The sequence below is a fragment of the Okeania sp. SIO2C9 genome (assembly GCF_010672455.1).
GTDB lineage: Bacteria > Cyanobacteriota > Cyanobacteriia > Cyanobacteriales > Microcoleaceae > Okeania.
This window is the reverse complement of sequence record NZ_JAAHGO010000002.1, coordinates 53580-74970: the sequence shown is the minus strand read 5'-3', so window position 1 is coordinate 74970 and position 21391 is coordinate 53580. Positions and strand designations below refer to the sequence as shown.

The 21391-nt window shown below is 38.5% G+C and carries 16 protein-coding genes and 2 pseudogenes; 5 read left to right on the top strand and 13 right to left on the bottom strand.

What is annotated here, in order from left to right; genetic code table 11:
- Positions 1-716: 716 nt before the first annotated feature.
- Positions 717-1071: pseudogene (locus F6K23_RS01700) on the top strand (IS1 family transposase); the annotation flags it as partial.
- 73 nt (positions 1072-1144) lie between these two features.
- On the opposite strand, the gene F6K23_RS01695 reads toward F6K23_RS01700, so the two are convergent.
- The 5 genes from F6K23_RS01695 to F6K23_RS01675 form a co-directional block, all read right to left on the bottom strand.
- A complete protein-coding gene (locus tag F6K23_RS01695) occupies positions 1145-1339 on the bottom strand; it encodes a hypothetical protein (RefSeq protein WP_124144420.1) in 195 nt (64 codons plus the stop codon).
- Positions 1340-1589: 250 nt separating this feature from the next.
- Entirely contained in the window at positions 1590-2303 is a 714-nt protein-coding gene (locus F6K23_RS01690; protein WP_293149920.1) for a phycobilisome rod-core linker polypeptide, read from the bottom strand.
- 936 nt (positions 2304-3239) lie between these two features.
- Positions 3240-4805 carry a chlorophyll a/b binding light-harvesting protein gene (locus tag F6K23_RS01685; protein WP_293149918.1) on the bottom strand — a complete coding sequence of 522 codons (1566 nt, stop codon included), beginning with the start codon at positions 4803-4805 and terminating at the stop codon, positions 3240-3242.
- A gap of 117 nt (positions 4806-4922) precedes the next feature.
- Positions 4923-5954 carry a chlorophyll a/b binding light-harvesting protein gene (locus F6K23_RS01680; RefSeq protein ID WP_293149916.1) on the bottom strand — a complete coding sequence of 344 codons (1032 nt, stop codon included), beginning with the start codon at positions 5952-5954 and terminating at the stop codon, positions 4923-4925.
- 333 nt (positions 5955-6287) lie between these two features.
- Complete coding sequence (locus F6K23_RS01675; RefSeq protein ID WP_375340721.1) at positions 6288-7355, bottom strand: chlorophyll a/b binding light-harvesting protein; 1068 nt, start codon at positions 7353-7355, stop codon at positions 6288-6290.
- Between the two features lie 547 nt (positions 7356-7902).
- Between F6K23_RS01675 and F6K23_RS01670 the strand changes: the two genes are divergently transcribed.
- Entirely contained in the window at positions 7903-8277 is a 375-nt protein-coding gene (locus tag F6K23_RS01670) for a XisI protein (RefSeq protein WP_367267588.1), read from the top strand.
- 458 nt (positions 8278-8735) lie between these two features.
- On the opposite strand, the gene F6K23_RS01665 is transcribed toward F6K23_RS01670, so the two are convergent.
- The 7 genes and pseudogenes from F6K23_RS01665 to F6K23_RS01640 form a co-directional block, all read right to left on the bottom strand.
- Positions 8736-12020, bottom strand: coding sequence for a WD40 repeat domain-containing protein (locus F6K23_RS01665; protein ID WP_293149914.1), 3285 nt, complete (start codon positions 12018-12020; stop codon positions 8736-8738).
- Positions 11966-14149 (bottom strand): CHAT domain-containing protein, encoded by a 2184-nt coding sequence (locus F6K23_RS01660; protein ID WP_293149912.1) that lies wholly within the window; start codon positions 14147-14149, stop codon positions 11966-11968. The genes F6K23_RS01665 and F6K23_RS01660 overlap by 55 nt, the downstream gene beginning before the upstream one ends.
- A gap of 15 nt (positions 14150-14164) precedes the next feature.
- Complete coding sequence (locus F6K23_RS41360; RefSeq protein WP_367267587.1) at positions 14165-14404, bottom strand: zinc ribbon domain-containing protein; 240 nt, start codon at positions 14402-14404, stop codon at positions 14165-14167.
- Between the two features lie 23 nt (positions 14405-14427).
- Complete coding sequence (locus F6K23_RS01655) at positions 14428-15165, bottom strand: transposase (RefSeq protein ID WP_293149910.1); 738 nt, start codon at positions 15163-15165, stop codon at positions 14428-14430.
- Entirely contained in the window at positions 15158-15586 is a 429-nt protein-coding gene (locus tag F6K23_RS01650; protein WP_293149908.1) for a helix-turn-helix domain-containing protein, read from the bottom strand. The genes F6K23_RS01655 and F6K23_RS01650 overlap by 8 nt, the downstream gene beginning before the upstream one ends.
- Positions 15587-16404: 818 nt before the next feature.
- Positions 16405-16737 (bottom strand): annotated as a pseudogene (locus F6K23_RS01645) (XisI protein).
- Between the two features lie 91 nt (positions 16738-16828).
- Positions 16829-17764: a DUF1822 family protein gene (locus tag F6K23_RS01640; RefSeq protein WP_293149906.1), complete on the bottom strand. Its 936-nt coding sequence runs from the start codon at positions 17762-17764 to the stop codon at positions 16829-16831.
- Positions 17765-17983: 219 nt separating this feature from the next.
- On the opposite strand from F6K23_RS01640, the gene F6K23_RS01635 reads away from it, so the two are divergent.
- The 3 genes from F6K23_RS01635 to F6K23_RS01625 all read left to right on the top strand — a co-directional run bounded on the left by F6K23_RS01635 (position 17984) and on the right by F6K23_RS01625 (position 19310).
- Complete coding sequence (locus F6K23_RS01635; protein WP_293149904.1) at positions 17984-18229, top strand: hypothetical protein; 246 nt, start codon at positions 17984-17986, stop codon at positions 18227-18229.
- A 263-nt stretch (positions 18230-18492) separates the two neighbouring features.
- A complete protein-coding gene (locus F6K23_RS01630) occupies positions 18493-18870 on the top strand; it encodes a hypothetical protein (protein ID WP_293149902.1) in 378 nt (125 codons plus the stop codon).
- Between the two features lie 68 nt (positions 18871-18938).
- Positions 18939-19310 carry a hypothetical protein gene (locus F6K23_RS01625; protein WP_293149900.1) on the top strand — a complete coding sequence of 124 codons (372 nt, stop codon included), beginning with the start codon at positions 18939-18941 and terminating at the stop codon, positions 19308-19310.
- A 116-nt stretch (positions 19311-19426) separates the two neighbouring features.
- On the opposite strand, the gene purB is transcribed toward F6K23_RS01625, so the two are convergent.
- The gene (purB, locus tag F6K23_RS01620) at positions 19427-20722 is read right to left on the bottom strand and encodes an adenylosuccinate lyase (protein ID WP_293149898.1); all 1296 of its coding nucleotides are present in this window, start codon (positions 20720-20722) and stop codon (positions 19427-19429) included.
- Between the last annotated feature and the right edge of the window lie 669 nt (positions 20723-21391).

The following is a 21391-nucleotide window of genomic DNA, read 5'->3' as shown; positions in this document are numbered from 1 at the left end:
CAATGCCAGGCAAAACACGACCGCGATGAAAATGCAGCAATAGAGTTGTTGGGAAATAAAAATTCAAAAGCCTCAAAAGCTTACTATATAAGATTTTCAGGATTGGAGGCTTTAAAAACACTATAAACGTTGACTAATGAGGGTTTTAGCCATTTTTTTAGCTTAATTCCCAACAACTCTAATAAATATATTATATAGAATCCGGTTATACAGTATATGTTTATAATTCTATCCACACTTTCGGAGCCTTCAATCTCTCGACCTCCCCTTCTCCCCACACTCCCCACCCTCCCCACACTTCCCACCCCCAAACATAAGATAAGTATTCAACCGGATTTTATATTAGTCGCTCCTTGGGCATACCTCCTCCGGAGGAGCTGCGCTAACGGAGACAAAAAAGCGCACCGAACCCGCGCCGCCGAAAGGCGCAAGGGAACGCGGAGCAAGAAACGGACGTGGAGGCAAGTGTAACCCACCCTCATCCCCTCCAGGGAGGGGAGCAAGAGGGGTGGGTGCAGCAGGTCGTCAACCCGCTGAGGAGTTACAGCTCGGTAGGAATCCCCGCGCCTAACAAACAGCCGGGGAGGATGTCAAAAATGCGGTCAGCTTGACCGTTGATGCATGTGGACGGGGTGCTGCCGACAGTTCCGGTAGAAGCAGGAAGTAAACATTAAAATGTCGCTAATTATGATGTTTTATATCGGTTTTATGAAGCAGTTGTGAATACCAAACTGCCTGGAATTATGCAGTTTGTCATAGGCGTTCGCGGAGCGTGCCGCCAGCTGTATCGCTTATTGCTAACCTTTACGACATTATGACAGATGATTCAGGGTTGGGCTTGTTTTATATGTTTATCCTTGCTTAATTGAGGATTGCGTTCGCGTAGCGGTGCGGAGCACTATCATCTAGTCAGCAAAACGGCTACCTCCGAGAGTAGAAGGAGAAAACAGACGTCTAAGGCATCCTGAAAGCCAGGCTAAATCACAAAACTTTGTGTTATTCCAAGTCCACTGAAATGTTGTACAGATCATCTATTATTTGAAACATCCACAACTTCCTCAATTCTCCTAATCATTCGTCACTGTGCAATGCCATGATTAATTTGTTGAGGCATAACATTTAGACAAAGTATCGATCGCCAACTCTATTCTACTCGTACCCATCCTCTGAGCACAAAATATGAAAGTCGCTTAACGGTAGAACGATCTTCTGTGCTTAGAGAATCGTCCAATACCGCAGCCATGAGGCCATAGCAGTCTAATTTTGTGAGAAAGCCACTTTTGGCAGCAGAAGCCATAATTTCGTTGATTGCACCGGGAAGTAAGTTAATTTGAAGCATAAGATCAACCTTGAATTCCATATTTCAATCATCCACTCTTTTTCTTAATTTGGTAGTGATTAATAGTACAATCAACCGTGATTTTTTGGTGTTGATCGAGTGAAGTAGATATGTAAGTTTTTGTGATGTTTGTCACAATGTTACATTTATTACAGGACTTACGCATAATAACCACATATAGTAGGGGCAAATGGCCGTTTCCCCCTACAGATGGTGTATAATTTCGTATTTTGCGTAAGTCCTGTTGATATTATTTGGGCGAAAGTACTAGAATCAGAGTAACTAGTAACACTGCTACAGAGAGTATTCCTACAAATAATAGGGCTTTGCGATAAACATGAGCGCTACTATCTAACATACCTGGATCAAATTTCCGTAGTTGCCCTGTCCGATATAACTGCTTTAGGTAATAGCTGTCGTAACGAGCCATCCGAGCAAAAGGTAACTCTCCCTGAGTGCGTTGGGGTAAAATTCGGCAACGTTGGTAGGGAACAAAGTTATAGCCAAAATGCTTATCATATTCTTCGCTGTTTAACAGGTCATTGACAAAACCCTGAAGTCCTTTTGTTGCCAATACAATAGACCAGGCAAGTTTCTCTTGATTGTTATAGACAGGGCGTCCTAAAACCCTTTGAATACAAAGCTCAACACAACGATAGTTACTATTGCCATCATAGATCAGTCGCCGGAATGACTCAGAAAGTAACAAACCTTGAATAAAATCTTTAATTGTGATCTGACCATTGCGCAGTTGAGACTCCAGAGCAACCTGTCGATGAGCTGTAATAATTTGCTGCTCATTGAAAATTTGCCGATAAGCTGCCCAGATAATCTCATCCATCTCTGTAGCAGTGGGCAGGTTCTCTAAAGTGTATTGTCTCGGATATTCATCTCCTGGAACATCAAATTTTTGAACCCGATGGTTTTGACTAGAGAGTGGGTAGTACATTAAAGGAATTGTCATTGATAAAATCCTGTAAAAAATAAAAATTATTAAGACTCGACTATACCATAGAGTGAATTACCTAAAAATTCCTAAGAGAATGTTTGTAAATTTTTGTAAGGGAAAGGAACACCTTTAATTTAGTTATTTATTCCAAACTTTGTACTCTGAAATACTCAATATACATCTCCAACAGCGAAGTTTTTGCCAAGGTAGTACAAGAGTTTGATATTAATTATCAGAGAGTTATAAATTGGTGAGGAGTAAAAACACTTTATAATTATTTACAAAATAATTATTTACAAACAACTTCTAGGTAATAGAGTTGTCAAAACATTTTTGAGCTGTTAACTGAAGCAGGAGAGTTTCGACTTAGTTAACAATTTGCGATACGGAGCGCGAAATAATACGCTAGTTCTCACACGCAAGTAGTAACGATGGTGACGCTTTGTATCTTCTGCACTAATCGCGACTTAAACATTTCTGGCAGTCTATCTATATAGACATAGACCTCAGAAGAAATCCCGCTTCCTACTAGGAAGGGCGCAGTCAGGGTTTGAGGATTTTTTCTGATGTTGATTGACAAAGACTTAAATGACAGATGCGGTCGGGCAAGACCCGTCAATGCCTGTGGATGAGTAACCGCCGACGGCCTCACAAGAAGCAGGTAGGGACGTTGCATGCAACGTCCGTACACATCAATTTGTCATGTTATGTGACGCTTTGTGTCAGTTTTATAGAGCAGGAAACATAGTAAATATCCGATGAACTAAGGCAGCTATGCTGAGAGCAGAGGGCAGAAGGAACAATTGGATGGGGTTTTTATACCCTTGTTCCCCTAAAGGTAACAGACGAGTCAGAATTCCCTTCTGCTTTCTGCCTCCTGCCTTCTGCCTTTCCTGATAAAAATTAGGAATATTAACTTCTGTCCCTATTCCCCTGCTCAAGCAAACAAAGTTACAAAATTCCCGATCGCCCGATTTCTATCAGGATAAAACAGGCAAAAATCACACCGCCTATTCCTCCAATGAGAAAACCAGAGGTAAACAGACTCCATTGCTGATAAGTTTGCAGGTTCTCCGGCAAAACGCCTCTTGGTTTACCAGAACCTTGAAACACTACCGCCCCATAAACAAACAGACAGATACTTAAAATCACTACCAAGGCAGATGCACTACCACCTCCAGCCAGAAGAGCTTGGTCGGTGTTACGCAATGGTCCGAGTTTGAGAAAAGGCCCTAATAATAGGTATCCGTGAGCCATGCCAATTTCCAGACCCCGTGCAATAGGGGATAAACCATTCCGATAAATGGGTAAGTTCTTAACCCAAGTGATGGTAAGCTGACTGGAATTAATTGGGGTTGCCAAATTACCCAACTGGGGATCGTTTTTGAAAGGCTGTACAATACCTGTAACTAGAGATTCGTTATTAAACTGAGTATCTCCATACAGGGCACCGGGATTGAACTTCATATTGCTGAAAACAAATCCACTGGCGATCGCTCTAGCTCTGAGACCATGCCAAAAGTGACCTGCCAGTAGCAGACAGGCAAAAATGATTTGGAACAACATCAACCAGGTGCGAGGAGTAATTATACCATCAACATTGGTAACACCTACAGGACCATAAAATGCTGAGGGATAAACTGTATCATTCACCCAGACAAAGTAGGCAGCGAAAAAGCCCATGTAAGCCAGAGCTGCCTGACTATAGGCAAGATATGCCTCTCCCGACCAGACAAACAGACCCTTAGCCCATTTTGTAGGGGCAGTAGTTATATGCCAGATACCACCCAGAATACAGATACTACCAATCCAAATGTGACCGCCTATCACATCTTCTAAAGAGTTGACAGCAGCCATACCCTTCAACGTCCAGCCATCAGGGGTGATACCGACGAGGTAACCGAAGATAGTCTGGGGGTTGAGAGTGGGTTCAGTAATCAGTCGCACATTGGCGATCGCCGGGTCATACAAACCATCAAAATACATAGCTTTGGCTACTAGCAAAAATGCTCCCATCCCTAGTAGAAGTAGATGAATACCAAGGATAGTAGTCATTTTTTTGCCATCATGCCACTGATAGCCAAATCCCTTTTCATCAAGTTTGTCAGGTCCAAGCACGGCATGGAAAATGCCACCAGCGCCTAGAATTGCTGAACTAACGAGATGGATAACACCAATGGCAAAGTAGGGATAAGTATCAAGAATTTCACCATTTGCTCCAACCCCTATACCCAGAGTCGCCATGTGGGGCAGCAAAATCAGCCCTTGGTCGTACATGGGAAGGCTAGGGTCGAATTTTGATAGCTCAAACAGAGTCATTGCTCCAGCCCAGAGTACAATCAACCCTGCATGAGCAATGTGCGCTCCCAATAACTTTCCAGATAGGTCAACAAAGCGAAAATTACCTGCCCACCAAGAATAGGGTTCTTGGGAATCACTAACATAGTTCGCAACATCAACATTATTATCTGTGGAAAAGCCTAAAAACCTTAATGGATTTGATTTAGTTACAGTCATTGTCAGTTATCAGTTATCGGTTATCAGTACCTCTAGTTAAATTCAGAGGCTTGAAATATTGAACTTGATTTTTTTTCCTTGAAAGGGGAGGCTTGAGACCTGATTTTTTGGTCATAACTAGCTTACTTGACCTCTTGTAAATGTGACTACTCTGCCTTCGGTAAAGCTATAACCTGCTGCGCGTAGAGCGTGGAATAGGTGTCCTTGCAGGAAGAAAAATCCTAACCAGAAGTGAGCATTAGCTAACCATACTCTTGCAGTCAAAGCTCCATCAGTACTAACGAATACAGGAAAGCGATCGAATACCAGAGTCAAAGTTGGTCCGAAAAATTCTGTGGGAAATACCAGGGAGTTAACAGACACAAACAATGTTGCTACAAATGCCATTAAGCTGACTGCGCCAATACTGTAAGACAAATATGCTTCTCCTGACCAGACAAATAAGCCTTTAGCCCAGTCAAAGGGTACGGTGCTAATATGCCAGAGACCACCTAGAATGCAGATAGCACCAATCCAAATGTGACCGCCTACTACATCTTCTAAAGAGTTGACACCAGCAAGCCAGAAACGTCCTTCTGTTCCGAATAGGTAGCCGAAAATGGTACTGGGATTCAGAGTAGGATTTGAAATTACTCGTACATTCTGAATTACTGGATCGTATAATCCACCAAACGCCATCGCCTTTGCCACAAGTAAGAAGGCTCCGATTCCTAACAATACTAGATGTATACCCAGGATAGTTGTCATTTTACCTGGATTATCCCAGCTATAGCCAAAGAAGGAAAATTTACCCTCTAACTTGGCAGGGCCTCTGAGAGCATGGAATATACCACCTGCTCCTAAAAACGCCGAACTAATCAAATGTAGTACCCCAATCACGAAGTAGGGGTAGGTATCCACAACGACACCTCCTTCACCAACTCCAAATCCTAAGCGTGCTAGATTAGGTAGTACAATTAACCCCTGCTCGTACATAGGTAGGGAGGGTTCAAAGTTGGCAACTTCAAACAAAGTAATAGCTCCAGCCCATAGTACAATCAAGCCAGCATGGGCTACATGAGCCCCCAATAGCTTGCCGGATAAGTTAACAAGTCGAGCATTACCTGCTCGCCAAGGAATTTGTACATTCTCATCAGTTACGACAGTCATTGCTATTGTTCTCCTTCTTATAAATGATTGAACTTATACCGTTCCACGGAAGTCAAAAGTCAAAAGTCAAAAGTTAAAAGTAAGATTTAATAGACAGAAAACTTTGACGTTTCAATAGTTTCAACGGATTATTTGACACGATAACTTTGAAACTATTAGACATATCCAATAATCAAAAATAAAATCAATTATCGTAGATAAATCATCAATTATTTCCCTCTATTCTGTACGGACGTTGCATGCAACGTCCCTACTACTCCCTACTCCCTCTTTTCTGGAGAGGTCTATTTGTGACATCCTTAAAGTGAAATGGTATTAGATTTTGACTTCTGTTCATGCAGGTGTAATAGGTGTGACATTCTTAGCCATAAAGTCAAAGAACGTTCCATAAAATACTTGACGAGTAGCTGCTCGTGCTCGGTAAGCGTGCCATAAGTGTCCGACTAAAGCTAGGAAACCTAACCCAGCATGAACGGTAGCAAGAGCAGCTCGCACAGAGTCGCTGCCAATAGGACCGTAAAACACACTAGGATAAACAATTTCGTTGGTGGAGATAAAGACAGCTACGCTAAATCCTGCGATCGCAAGTGCCCCTAAACTGTAAGACAAGTAAGCTTCTCCGGACCAGATTAGTATTTGTTTTGCCCAACCTGTAGGCTTTGACACGATGTGAAACAGACCGCCTCCAATACAGAGTAGACTGACCCAAACATGACCGCCTATTACATCTTCGAGATTATCTACGCTAGCCATGCCAGTAATTGTCCAACCATTAGGGCTAAAGCCAAACAGATAGCCAAAAATTCTCCCAGGATCTAGGTTTGGCTCTACCAGTCGCACCTTTTCTATTAGGGGGTCATAAATACCACCTAAAGTTGTTGCTTTAATGACCAGTAGTGCTGCTCCAATTCCCAAAAGCACCAGATGAATACCCAAAATAGTAGTCATCTTGTTGCCATCTTCCCAGTCGTAGCCAAAACCTTTCTCATCAAGCTGTTTCGGCCCTAAAACGGCATGGTAGATACCTCCTGCTCCCAAAACAGCAGAACTGATGAGATGCAGTATACCGATAACGTAGTAAGGATAGGTGTCGATCGCTTGCCCACCTGCTCCTATACCAATACCTAATGTTGCTAGATGAGGTAGTAATATTAGTTTTTGCTCGTACATTGGTACGCTGGGGTCAAACTGGGATAGCTCGAACAGGGTCATCGCACCTGCCCACAGCATGATTAAACCAGCATGGGCTACATGGGCACCTAGTAATTGCCCAGAGAGGTCTTTGAACCTGATATTGCCTCCTAATAAAGCTGCACCTTCTTCTTCAGTGGCCTCAACATACCAGCCTAGCGATCGCCAAACAGGTGTCCAGAAAACTCCACTGTCGTTAGTTGTAGACATGGTGCTGCTTTCTTCATTGCCAAATGTTTGCATAGAGATTTGGTCCTCAATCTGATGAATATCAGTTCAAGAAGGCTCTATAGCAGTCCTAAATAATTTGTAAAAATCCCAAAGTAGAATAATAATTTTCAAAATTATTATTCCTTTTACCTTTGCTCTGTTGGATATTTTCTACATAGCGGAAATAGGACTACTATATTGAGCTTGATTATCAATAATTTTATTGCAACACAATTAAGATTTTTTATCAACAAAAAAATATAAATTTTTATGAAGAAGTATTTGTTACATCAATTGAATTAGCCTTGGATAGCAAGTAGGGAATAGCAGTGAAATGCAGAGTGGATAGTGGATATAAGAAGCAATCAGTGTCCTAGTTACAAGAAATGTTCGTGATGCACAATCCTTTTTTTTATCGGTGATATAGTGGTTAGTTTGTTCAAAAAATCAGCTAACATCACTTGAAAATTATTGAAATAAATTCTTAATAAATTTCTAGATATATTTAGGACTTATATCATGTCTGTTTGTTTAATATCATGTCCGGATAATTAGTGATAAAAAAATTCTCTCCTTCAACTCCAGTTCTTCCTCGGATAATACAATAGATTTTTACAGGCAATGTGTGAAAAAAAATCTCTGTGAATATGAATATCTCAAAGATGAAGATTCACAAATTGAGTTAATTTTTGATGATGAAAGAATGCGTTATCTGGTTTTGTGGGTGGGATGGTACAAATATAAGCGTATTCATCAATGTGCTGTACATATTGATATTGTTGGGGATAGTATTATTATTCAATGCAATGATACGGAAGAATCAATAGTAGAAAAGTTGGTAGAGATGGGAATTTATCGGGAGAATATTAGTTTGAATTTTATACATCCTCAACATCAAAATTATTTGGAAATAGCTACTTAATTTTATGCTCTGAAGAAAAGGCGATCAGGCATCTGTGATGGTTGGCGATCGCTTTTTGTGGATTAGATGGAGATGTCATTTTCAGATTTATTATGAATTTGTCTTTAATTATATTATCAAAGTAAACTGTCATTGTGAGGGGGTGGGAAAAGCAAGAGTTTTGGTGACTCCCCATGCGCCCCCCGTGGCAATCTCTATCATGTCATTGCGAGGGGGGTAGGGAAAGAAATGGTTTTAGTAAGTACCTATAAGTCCCCCCCGTGGCAATCTCTAGCTAAAGAGATTGCTTCGGCTAAATTAATGGCTTTTCCAGAAGCTTAACTGTTTTGCTCACCGCCTTGCTATCGCAAAACTTCGTTAACGCAATGACAACATTGGTGCAAACTGTCATTGCGAGGGGGGTGGGAAAAGCGAGAATTTTGGTGACTCCCCATAAACCCCCCGTGGCAATCTCTAGCCTATTTTACTTCCTCTTGACAGACTTTTAATTTCTCTTTTTCTTGGGGGCGAGTAGTTAAATATTCTTGCAACCAATCGCATCCTGTTGCTAATAGTTCGTTTAAGTTTTTATTCTGCCAAATAAACACTTTGCTTTGACCAGTTGCTATATATTTACCATCGGGGGAAAAGACAATATTACCTTGCTCTTCGGGAACTGTATATTTAGCAATTTGTTTTCCATTAATACTCCAGATACTTAATTCATTGGAATCACCTAAAACAGCAATTTGCTGACTATCTGGACTGAAAGTCATACTAAAAGGTATTTGTTGAAATTTTATCTGATTAATTAGGTTTCCAGAAAAATCCCAGAATTTTATTGAATAATCCATACCCATCGTTGCTAACAGTTGACTATCTGGACTGAAATGAACACCTAAAATCCCAGCTTGGTGATTAATTTCAACAAGCTTCTTAGTCTTTATATTTCTAAAAGATAAATTTTTACTTCCTGTATCCCATGTTGCCAAATACTTACTATCAGGGCTAAACTTTGCTCTATTTCCAGGGAAAAGAAATAAATTACTTACATCTAATATGACTTTTTCTCTCAGAATAGTTTTTTCTTCAATTTTGTGATTACGATTTTGGAGTTTAATTTTTATAGGAGTACCAGGTTCTCCTTTGAGCAACAGGTTAAAATCCCCTATTTCTTCAAAATCATCTACTTTCTTACCATCTATTTCCAGAATTATATCTCCACTTCTTAAACCTGCTTTATCCGCTGTAGAATTTTGCCATACTACCAGTATTTTTACTCCATGTTCACGAAAAGCAACTTTCTGTTTTTTCACATCTAATAAAATAGGTAATATTGAAACTTCTTCCCCTTTTAGAGTTGATTTTTTGGCATTAATATCTAAGGAATTGAGTAAATTTCCTGAAGCATCCCAAAGTTTACCTCTAGCTGATGAATTTGTAAGAATATATTCGCCGTTAGGGCTAACTAAAACTTGACTAATAATTCGAGAAAGGGAATTATGTTTAAATTGCTTTACTTTTTGAGTATATAAATCCCACAAGCGTATGGTGTTTTCAGGACTACGAGTAATCCCAATTGTAGCTATCTTGCTACCATCAAAATTAGAACTATAATTTACATCAGTTAAAACCACCCCATTTATATGCTTTTTTCCGAAAAACTTAGTCTGTAATAGACTTTCGTCTGAATTAACATTTGTTTTTAATTGGGAAATTAAATTAGCCTCTAAATCAAGTTTTTTGATACCTTCTTTGGTAACAAGGATGATAAATTTACTATCAGGAGTCATACTAGCGAAAAGAGCTTTTTCAAAAAAATTACCAGAGGTGAAATAACTACTCCACGCCTCATTTTCTGTAAAATAACCATAGTTAATTCTTATTTTTTCCTTTTGTTGCCAATCCCAAATATCTACATAATAATAATGCTTATCTATAACTACTATTTTTTGACCATCTGCACTATAATTTACATCAGTAAAGCCTGGTAGTTCTACTTGATGGCTTCCTTTATATCCATAGTTAGCAGGTAATTCTATAAAATCAGACTTGGTTTTATTACTTAATAACTTTATTCCATCTATCCCTGGAAGAGCAATTATTTTGCTATCTGGACTGTAGATTAATTCATTATTGTAACCAGCACCTATTGCAGATTGAGCAATTAGTTTTCCTGATAAAGTATTGTAAAAATTGACTACTCTTTGATTAGGAAGTAAAGCTCCTATTTGTTGACCATCAGGACTAAAAGTAAAATCTCCATAACTATAAGTATCAATTCTTGGAAAAAAACCAAAATCTACTATTTTTTTACCTGATAAATCCCAAAGTCTAGCTCCTAAACCAGCAGTTTTTGTAGCTGAATTAATATCAACTCCTAAAGTTAATAGTCGCTTGCCATCAGGACTAATATTTATTTCAAGAACTTGGTTGGTATTGGCTTTAAATTCTCTAATTTTTTCTGATGTTTTTAAGTTCCAAAGTTGAACGACACCAACAGCATTTCCTATGATAATTTCTTCACCATTGGGAGTAAACTCTAAACTATATATAGTTCCACCACCATCAATTTTAAATTCTTTAATTTTCTTGCCTGATAAATCAAAAAAATCTACCTCAGCTTTCAGTGTTGATGTTACGGCAATATACTGACTATCTGGAGTGAATTTAACTATAAAATATCCATTAACCCACTCTGATGATTCTGCTATTTTCTTTCCCGAAAAATCCCATATATAGAATTTGCCTTCTCTTCCAGCAGTAGTGGCAATATATTTGCCATTAGGACTAATTGCTAAATTGTTAATTGCTTCTCTTCCAGGTATTTCCCATTCAGTAACTTTCTCTCCTTTTAAATTCCAAATTATTACTCTACTATAGCCACCTCCCGCAGTAATACTAGATGAAACAATATGCTTACTGTCAGGAGTAAAAAAAGCTTGCCTAAAGCCTTCTGTAACACCTAAATTCTCACTCTGAAACTCATTTTTCTCTCGAATATTGCTAGTAATAGTCTGCAACGCCAACAAAGGTTGAGTAGTCGGATAATTCCCAAAATTTTCATCATCTTTTACCAATTTTTTCAACTTTTGCCCTGCATCCATCGCCGTCATTAAAGCACTAATTCCACCTTCCCCAGACTGAAATTGATTCAATGCTAAATTACTCAAACTATCTACTTCATTAATCAGACTTTGTCTTTCCGCACTTTGCCACTGCCACACCATCCCCACGGCAAATAATGACACCATCACCAAACCACCAGTCAACCCACCAATAACTTTTTGCCGCTCCCTCTCTCGTCTTTTCCTACTTTTCTCAACATACCCTCTCTCTTTCTCAGGAATTTTTTGCTCTCCTTTTTCCAACCAACTTTCTGCCTCTTTTAACAAACCTCCTTGCAACAAAAAGTCAGCCTTCTTTTCCTGTTCCCACTGACTCAAATTATCCCTTAATTTTTCTTGCCAACGTCGAAATTCCCAATCTTGCTCTATCCAATTTTTTAACCGACTCCAAGCAGTAATTAAAACTTCGTGAATTAACTCTACAGAAACTACATCTTTTTCCTTATTTGTCACCACCAAACGCTCATCCGCAAACTTAATTACTAACTGCCAATTTTCCTTGCCAATATCTGCAAAAGTCGCAATTTTCCGAGTAGCAATCTGACGAACTTCCCCAGATTTTTCCTGACTTATAGGTTGTACTAATTGAGTAAAAATATATCGCGCCTGCTTTTTTCCTCCTGACTTAACTGACAATAAATCTTTTCGGCATAATCCCCTAAAACTTGAGTCAAACCCCCAATTTCTTCATAAATCCCCAGAGAAATTACTCCATATTTTTGCCTTTTCCATAACTCCTCCAAAGCAAATTGCAGCATCGGTAAATGACCAGAATTTTGCCGATAATCTTGAATCATTCTCTTAATTAACTCATCCGCAAATTCCACCTCAAACTTTTCAGCAGGGAGAGCGATCGCCTCCTTCAATTCCTCATCATTCATAGGAGTAATTAACTTATCCCGTTCATCAAAAATATTACCCAAATCTTCATCCAAAGCTTGAGATAAAAAATCTGCCCGTAAAGTCAAAACCACCTTCCAACTCTCTTGCCGAACCGCCTCAACCAAACCTGCTAAAAATGACCGACGTTTCTCCTCAGAACATAAAGTATAAAGTTCCTCAAATTGGTCAATTACTAACAAAATTTGACAACCATTCTTTTCTTGCACAATGGCAGTTAAAAATTTAGCTAACTCCCCAGAATTAGACTCCAAATTTACCACCAAATCCAAAAAAGCTAAATTATTTGCAATTAAATTCGGTGAAATTTTCCCCAATTCCTCAGCCAAATTTTTCCAAGGATTCCGATGAGGAAAACCAGGACGAATTTTCAGAACAAAACGAGGTAAAAATTCCGTAGCTTGAGCCAACCATTGAGGAATTAAACCAGCAGCAACCAAAGAAGATTTCCCACTTCCCGAAGCACCAATCACAGCAACTAAATTTTGTCTTTCCACCTTTGACAATAAAGAATTAGTCAATACTTTCCTGCCAAAAAATATCTCCGTATCATTTTCAGTAAAAGCACTCAATCCTTTATAGGGAGATATCTGAATATTTCCTCCCAACTCCAACCAACGGGGAGGAATTTCCGCAGGATTTTGACATAAAACAGGCAACCAACAGACACAAGGAAAATCCTTTTCTAATATTTGTAACCTTTGCCGACTCTCCCGCAAAGAACTATATAAAGATAAACCTTGAGTATAATTTTCCAGAAAAAATTGGAGAAAATTCGGAGCAATAGCCACAGGTAAATTTTCCCGCATCACAATAATTTGCGGTAAATGTAAATCCTCACCTTCTGCCAATTGATAAGCCAAACCCAAACCATCACAAGCATTAAAAATCGCCAACTTTAAACCAGACTTAACAGCTTGTAGAAGATGATTTTTTATTTCAGAAATAGTCAAAACATCTTGAGCATTAATTTGAATCGTACCAATACTGCCATTATCTTTAGTCTTGCCATGACCAGCAAAAAATAAAATATCCCAAGATTTTTGCCACAAAGGTTCATCTAATTCAGAACGTTGAGGTTCTATTAACCAACAAATTTCTGCATCAGGAATTAATTCCCGAATTACCTGTTCATCAGCATCAGTTCCCGCATTATCTCCCAAAATAACTAAAATTTTTATCTTATCTTTTTTGTCTAAATTTTTCGTCCTATCAACTCGTTGAAAATTAGGAGTAGCTAGAGCAATTTCAGCCTTCGGAAAATCCTTTAATAAATCCCATTCATGCCAAGGCAAACGTCGTAAACCATAATTTTCAGTTGCCAATAAAATTCTCGTACTTTCCGACTTATCTAAATTATTCCGAAGTAAAATTTCTATCGGTTGAAAATCGGACGAACCCAACCAAGTATTGAAAGTTTGAGCTAATAACTCAGCAGCCTTTTTACAAGCTTCAAAAGCGTTATCTCGATCCGAAGTATTGGTAAAACGACCTTTATGTTTTAAACGGCTAGAATAAAATAGGTCTAAATTTGTGTATAAACTTTGCCAATGACGATACTGCTCCAAAATTTCCGAATGTGGAGGTAAATGTGCTGACTTACTAGCGATCGCTAAATTAGGTTCATTTTTTATAGAATCTACATCCTGCCAAATTTCACCCCGCACTGAAAAACCCTGTTGAAATCCGCCATCAATATTGAGAGTAACTAACTTGCCCATAACTGCTCCTAAATTTATCACAATGATATACAACCTAAATAGTGAAAATCTTGTGGCGCAGGCATCTTGCCCGCGATAGCGCGATGGCTGTACCTCATAACAGTAGAAAGCACTGTAAGTTAATGAATCCTCAACATTTGACATACTCCCGACGCTCCCCTACGGGAGAGCGCGGGATTCTTCAGTCAGATAAAAACTGACCGCAGTTTTAACAGAAGTGATGTCCTCCTCCTGTGTTGACAACAATCCTATTTTTTGTATTAGGAGTGCTGAGTTATAGTCTCTGTCTAGTTCCTGTCCACATTTAGAACATGAATGCCAGCGTTGTGATAAACTTTTAGAGACTTTATTCAGACATTCCCAACAATGTTGAGATGTACCTTTGGGGTCTACTTTGATAATTCTTTTGCCAAGTTTCCAGGCTACATACTCCCAAACATCAAGAAATTGATAGTTGCTGCATCCTGTAAAGACTTATTTAACCCTGACTTAGCTGATTGGCCGTTAGGTAAAAACTGACCATTATCGCCTAACTTGGCCTGACAACGTCGGACTAAATTAGCTATTTGCAGGTCTTCTAAAAATATCACCTGACAATCACTAAACAAATGATAAGCTAATTTGAATTGCCAGTCCAATCTTTGCCTAGCTATTAGTTGGTGCAGTTTCGCTATCTTTCGTTTGAGTATTTTCCAAGGTTTTGAGTGCTTGGATTTCTTAGCCAATCTCATCTGAAGTTTAGACAAACGATGTTCCGAGAGTCTGAAAAACTTAGGAACTTCTATAAACTCCCCATCAGACGTAACCGCATAGTATATTAATCCCAGGTCTATACCCTTTGAGTTTTGTTCGGTGGGTTGAATTTCTACACGCCTCAAAGGTACTGTTTTGTCTTCGATTGTGAAACTGATATACAATCCATCAACTTCTCGAATTACTGTACCCGTCTTAACCTTGAAACCTTTGGGTATTGGGCGATTGTACACAAAGGGAACTAAACCAATTTTTGGTAAGTTGATACAAAAACGACCGTTAGCATTTTTGACTATATTGGTATTTGATAACTGAGGATAACTGAAGGAATTATAGTAATGACTGCCTTTGAATCTAGGCCTACCAGTGGTTTTGCCGTTTTTATCAGGTTGAGTAAAATTATCCATTGTGGTTTGCACACGCGCTCATTACATCTTGAAGAACCTGGGAGTGCATAGACTTATACTCAGGAAATAGTTTTTTAGTCTGTGTTAAGTCTGCCAGTTGAACAGTTTCCCACAACACATAACCATTGACTATATTCGGATGCTGATCTCCTTTCTTGGTTATCGGGTTACCATTGCTGTCTTTTTTCCTGCCGTCGCGCGTTTGTACTCTAAATTCTGGGATGTTTTTGTAGACTTGCTCTACAGGTACTACTGAAACATTAAGTGGACAAGCATTAAGGAGTGTGCGCGTAGCCTCAAACCAATTCAAGCTTTCAGCCAAACGATAGTTATATTGCTTTCTAGCCATGTGTAACCAGCTAGATATAATCACCGTTTGCCTTTTATGTGGTTTGAGCTTGTACTTATATTTCAGTAGCATCCTAGAATCGACCTTTATATCTACCTATAGTTAGTATACCCAAAATAACGGCAAACTACACAAATAACGCCCGGCTTTCCCATACGACGCTCCCCTTGCGGGAGAGCGCGGGACTTCTCGCCGGGGGAGTTAAATTTTTCGTATTGGTCAGCTTGAATTATAGTGCTACAGTCAAGTCAAAAATTTCTGCCTGCTTCTCCCCTTCAATTTTTGGATACTATCAGAACAAATTTGTCAATGGTTATAATTTCCTAAGCACTAACACCTATTCAAAATTAGTTTTTTTGAGATTTATTCATCCGTAGAAAGGGTATAAATTTTTGCATCCTATATCGACGAAAAATAGAAGGTTGTAGCTTTTTCTAAGGAAAATTTCTTATTTTTAAACACAAGATAGGCACAATAAACTATGTATCCCTATGATACCAAATCGCTGAAATAACGCAAGTACGTGAAATATTTTGTAACAATTAGCCGAAATCAGAGATTTTTTGATAAGCATAAAAAATAATAATAGTTGATTATATTTTTTTTACTTATACTTTTGCGTTCTTGCGGGAAACAGTTTTTTAATTTTGGTCATAGAAGAAAGCGATCGCAACTTCTGGATTTTAAATAGGGCTATCAACAGAATAGGTAATTAATTTTGCATAAGCATTTAAATAGTGAGAAATAGAAGCTGTAAGCATTCCGCAGGAAATGCCTACTAGAAGCTTATGACAGTTATATGAGTTTTTTAGTGCAGTAGAAAATCCATACGAAAAACTTTGGCACAGAATATACAATTAATTTTGCATAAGCACTTAAAGTAACAATTTCTAGTTTACCGAAAAATCAGAAAACTGTCGCACAAAAGGCGAACGAAAAGCCAAAACAATATCCGATTTTGGCACACCTAAATCTAATAATTTTTGAGCAATTCCTTGCTCAGTAAAATCTTGCTGAATCCAAATTTTGCCATCTTTAATATCAACATGAATAGAACAACCATAATCACGTTTTTCATTTTGCCAACGTCAAGAAATTAAGAGGTAATAATTTCTTTCATAATCCATAATTAGTTGTGTTTCATATTGTGAATCTGGAGTATGATACTGATAGTGTTCTTTAACTATTTGCGTGACAATTTCTGGATAATTTAATCGCTCCATAAAACAATTACCTCTCAAGTACCGTTAACCCGTAGGGACGTTGCATGCAACGTCCCTACATTATGATTAATTAATGTATTTTATATCCAAACTAAATAACAAAATCCTCACTAATTACAGCTTCACCTAACACTAATTTTACTGTAAACTCTTCTCCTATTTCTCCTGTAAATCTACATTGAATAATCCTATCTTCACTTCTAGCTACTACCTCTTTAAAAACTTCATTTTCACTTAAAACAATAAGTTTTAAATTAGGAGGAAGATAAACATTATCCCCAGTCGGATAAACTCGTAAAGTTATTTCTAATTCAGGAGAATCATCATCTTCTCGTACTAAATTTACCAATAAAACTACAGCATGACTTAACATATCGGCTCGTAAATAAATTAACTTTCCACCTTTAATTTCTGCGCTTCTAACTAATGCTAATTGTGAGGGAGTTAATAATTCATTTGCTGCTTGCCATCCAGTAGTTAAGATATTATCAAACCATTGAGTCAAATTGACTGGTCGTTCTTCCCACTCTGGACGTACATCCTCAACTTTAAAACCTGCTATTTCCTTTAATTCTCCTGCTTGAAACAGAGATTCAATTCGTGTCAATCCTTCATTAGAACCATCTATAATTATAATGACACTACCTGGTTTTATTATGCGTATAGTTATTGTTTTATCCCCCGATGTTTTTCTTAATAACTCAAGTATTTCATCTAGTTGTGGTTTAACTTCATCAATCTCACCACTCAAGGTAATTTGCGTTCCATTTTGATGATAATCTTCTAGATCGACAACTTCAGCCAATTTTAAACCTAGTGTTTCACAGATAAGTTCAGCATTCTCTGTAAAAACTTTCTCTCCTCTAAAAAAACGCTTGACTGTGGTTTCTTCTACATAAATTTGTTCAGCTATTTTCGGATAACTTAAACGTCCTTCATTTTTAGCTCGTCTATCTTTCTGTGCTTGTTTAAGTTGTTCTATTCCTTGGTAATTTGCCCTAACGCTACGAGGTCTATTTTTTTTCATAATCTAATCCTGAAAAAATGGCATTAATAACATTTTAAATCATTATTACTTTTCCACCAGGGCAGATAAAGCATTTGATTTTTGGAATAGTTTATTAACTAAATTATACTTTTTCGTCAAGGGCAGTTAGGGCAGTATTAATGCTATCAACTGCCCTTTCTTTTCACTAATAAACGATAGAAAATGAGTTCATAACAAATTCAAAGGAGTAATGTTTTTATGAGCTATCATCATATCGCAGCCGCAGGTAGCGCATTAGCTGGAGCAGCAACAAGAGGCGGTACATTAGCAACCCTTACCGGAACAACTGCTACGGGTATCGCTACCACAACTGGTGGTGTTGGTATCACAACTCTGGCCACAACAGCAGGTACGGCAACTTCAGTAGCGATCGCTCCAGTAGTTGCAGTAGCAGCACCAGCAGTAGCTGTTGGTGCATTAGCTTGGTATTTACTGCGTGATTAATTTTCACTAGACGATATTTAGATTTTTAGGGTGCGCCCAATGCGCCCTACAACAAAAAAATTCAATGTAGTTATTTAAGAGAAAATCATCCAATGGAATTTTTAGTAGCAGTCTGGATTTGTTGTGGTGTCTGCTGTGCAATCATTGCATAAAAAAATACCGAGACCAAACTCTCTGGTTCTTTTTAGGTATCCTCTTTGGCATATTTGCTATCGTCACTATTGCTCTATTACCGTCAGCTTAAAAAAAGGAGTCATTCTATAATGAACAAAAATTTGTCAACTATTCTTGCTGTGTTTGTAGCTATTTATTCTACTCTAATTACTACTTCACCTGCAATATCTTCAAGTACCAGTGATCTACAGACTATCCAAGTCACCCCAGAAAATTTACCAAAAAATACCATTGCTCAGACAGGAAGATATGCCTTTAGTATTATCTGGTTGTCTTCTACTAGAAGAAGAATTACGCTGAAGAGCGTTTCTACAGGCAACAGGTTTGACGTTTATTATGCCAGTCCAATTAGTCCAAAAGTTGGTGATATGATTACTGTAATTATGGATAACGGTAGATGGAATACTCTCATCAATGAACGCACAGGTAAATCTTCAGCGGTGAGCAGCGTTCAAAGGAAATACTAAACTAAAACGAAGATTGCCATAGACAGTGGTTCGGGACTTACGGACTCAAAAAGAAACCTGATTTCACCTTGAGTGGTATAGACATTCTAGCATTAGAGCCAAAGTTTTTTTTAAAAGGTGATCGCTTACTACTGATCGCCCATACCAATAATATCAAATCTGAGGAATTTAGATTATGTCTGCATCTAAAATCTTTATACATCAGATGTTTGCTGAAGCTGTTGCCCACTATCACCCCCTTTGCTGAATATCTTGGATATCAAGAGGCCGCAGATGGATTTATTATCTGTTATGAAGGCACGAATGGTCAACAATATATAGCAATAGATACAGAAGGAAATGTCCTTGGGGATACGACCTTGGGAACAACCAGAACAATTGGAGCTTTCGCGGCGGGAGCTGCAATTTTTAATAGTTTCTTGGGAGGTTCTTCTTCCTAGTTTTCTTCATCAAGATATTGGTTAAATGGCAAAGTCTTTACAACTTTGCCTACCGCTCAACATTTGAAAGTCACTATCAAGGGAGAAAAAATCTCTATATACTCAAATATCAAACTTCAAATACCTAATCTTTGATACACATCATCCAAATGTTTCAAATGATGTTTCGGGTCAAAACAAGCTGCAATTTCTGCCTCAGATAACTTACTTTTAATTTCTTCATTCTTGCAAATAAAATCCTGGAAATTACCATTAGGTTGATTCCAAGCTTGATGAGCGCAAGACTGCACAATTTGATAAGCATCCTCTCGAATCATACCTTTTTCTACTAAAGCCAAAAGCACTCGCTGACTAAAAATAACCCCTCCATAAACATTCATATTTCGCTTCATGTTTTCTGGGTAAACTAACAAATTTTTGACTAAATTAGTAGTTTCTTTCAGCATAAAATGAGTTAAAATGCAAGCATCTGGCAAAATAACCCTTTCAACCGAACTATGAGAAATATCCCGTTCGTGCCAGAGAGCAACATTTTCCAAAGCAGCAACAGCATGACCCCGCACAATTCTCGCCATTCCCGTTAACCTTTCCGAACGAATGGGGTTACGTTTGTGAGGCATAGCACTCGAGCCTTTTTGACCCTTAGAAAAATATTCCTCAACCTCCAAAACATCAGTACGCTGGAGGTTACGAATTTCCACAGCAAAACGTTCTATAGAAGCAGTCAGCAACGCTAAAATTTGCACATACTCAGCATGGCGATCGCGTGAAATTACTTGAGTAGATGCAGTATCCGGTTGAAGTCCCAGTTTTTGGCAAGCGATCGCCTCAACTCGTGGGTCAATATTTGCATAAGTTCCCACTGCTCCAGAAATCTTACCCACAGCAATATTATCCCGCATTTGCACTAATCTCTGGCGGTTGCGACAAACCTCTGCCAACCATCCTGCCAACTTAAAACCAAAAGTCATAGGTTCCGCATGAATACCATGGGAACGACCCACCATCACAGTTTCCCGATGCTGTTGTGCCTGATAGCGAATTGCTTGTCCCAACTCTTCAACACATGACAACAACAGATCCAGACTCGCAACCATCTGCAATGCTAATGCAGTATCCAAAACATCGGAACTTGTCAACCCCAAGTGAATATACCGCCCAACATCACCAACATATTCATTCACATTTGTCAAGAAAGCAATCACATCATGGCGCACTTCTGCCTCAATTTCCAGAACCCGCTTTGGGTCAAAATTAGCCTTGGCCTTGATTTCTTCTACAGCCTCAGTAGGTATATAACCAAGTTCTGCCTGAGCTTCACACACAGCTATTTCTACTTGTAACCAAGTTTTTAGTTTGGCATTATCAGTCCAAAGTTCACCCATTTCGGGCAAGGTGTAACGTTCAATCACACTCTATAATAAAACTAAAACAACCGTTACATTGTACTACTGGCAACCACAAATGGGGAAAACTTGAAAATTATAGCCTACGCGCTAGGGAATAGGGAACAGGGAATAGCAAACTTTCAATAATTGATAATTGATAATTACCTCTCCCTAAAAGGAAGAGGATTGAATAAAAGGAAAATTAATTTATTGTTTCTCCACGGCGAGTGAGAGGATTTTTACCTTAATTATTCGGTAAGAAGGATGTTAGGATTGAAAAATGTCCGTGCCCAATTCTTGTAGTGCTATAACGTATGTGAATGTTTTTAACCAACGATCGAGATTTATAGCCCAAGAAGGTACTCCCCCATAGGGGTGAAGCTACATAAGAGGAATAGAATACTCTTCTACTTGCGCGATCGCTTAATTCCATCTAAATTTATACCAATTACCATGTATTAATGCTTAACTTTAGGTAGCACTTCAATTATCAGGAGTTACGCAAATTGACTGTTAAACCACCATCTGTAGGGGCGAATGGTATTGGCGTTCCGCCAAGCTCCGAATGGCGCCCTCCCCATAAGTAGAGTCTCTGCGTAAGTCCTGTTATTAAGTAATTAATACAGACAGAATTACCTCTTTGATAATTAGCACCCTAGGAGCGCATTAATTATTCTTATGTTTACTTCTCGC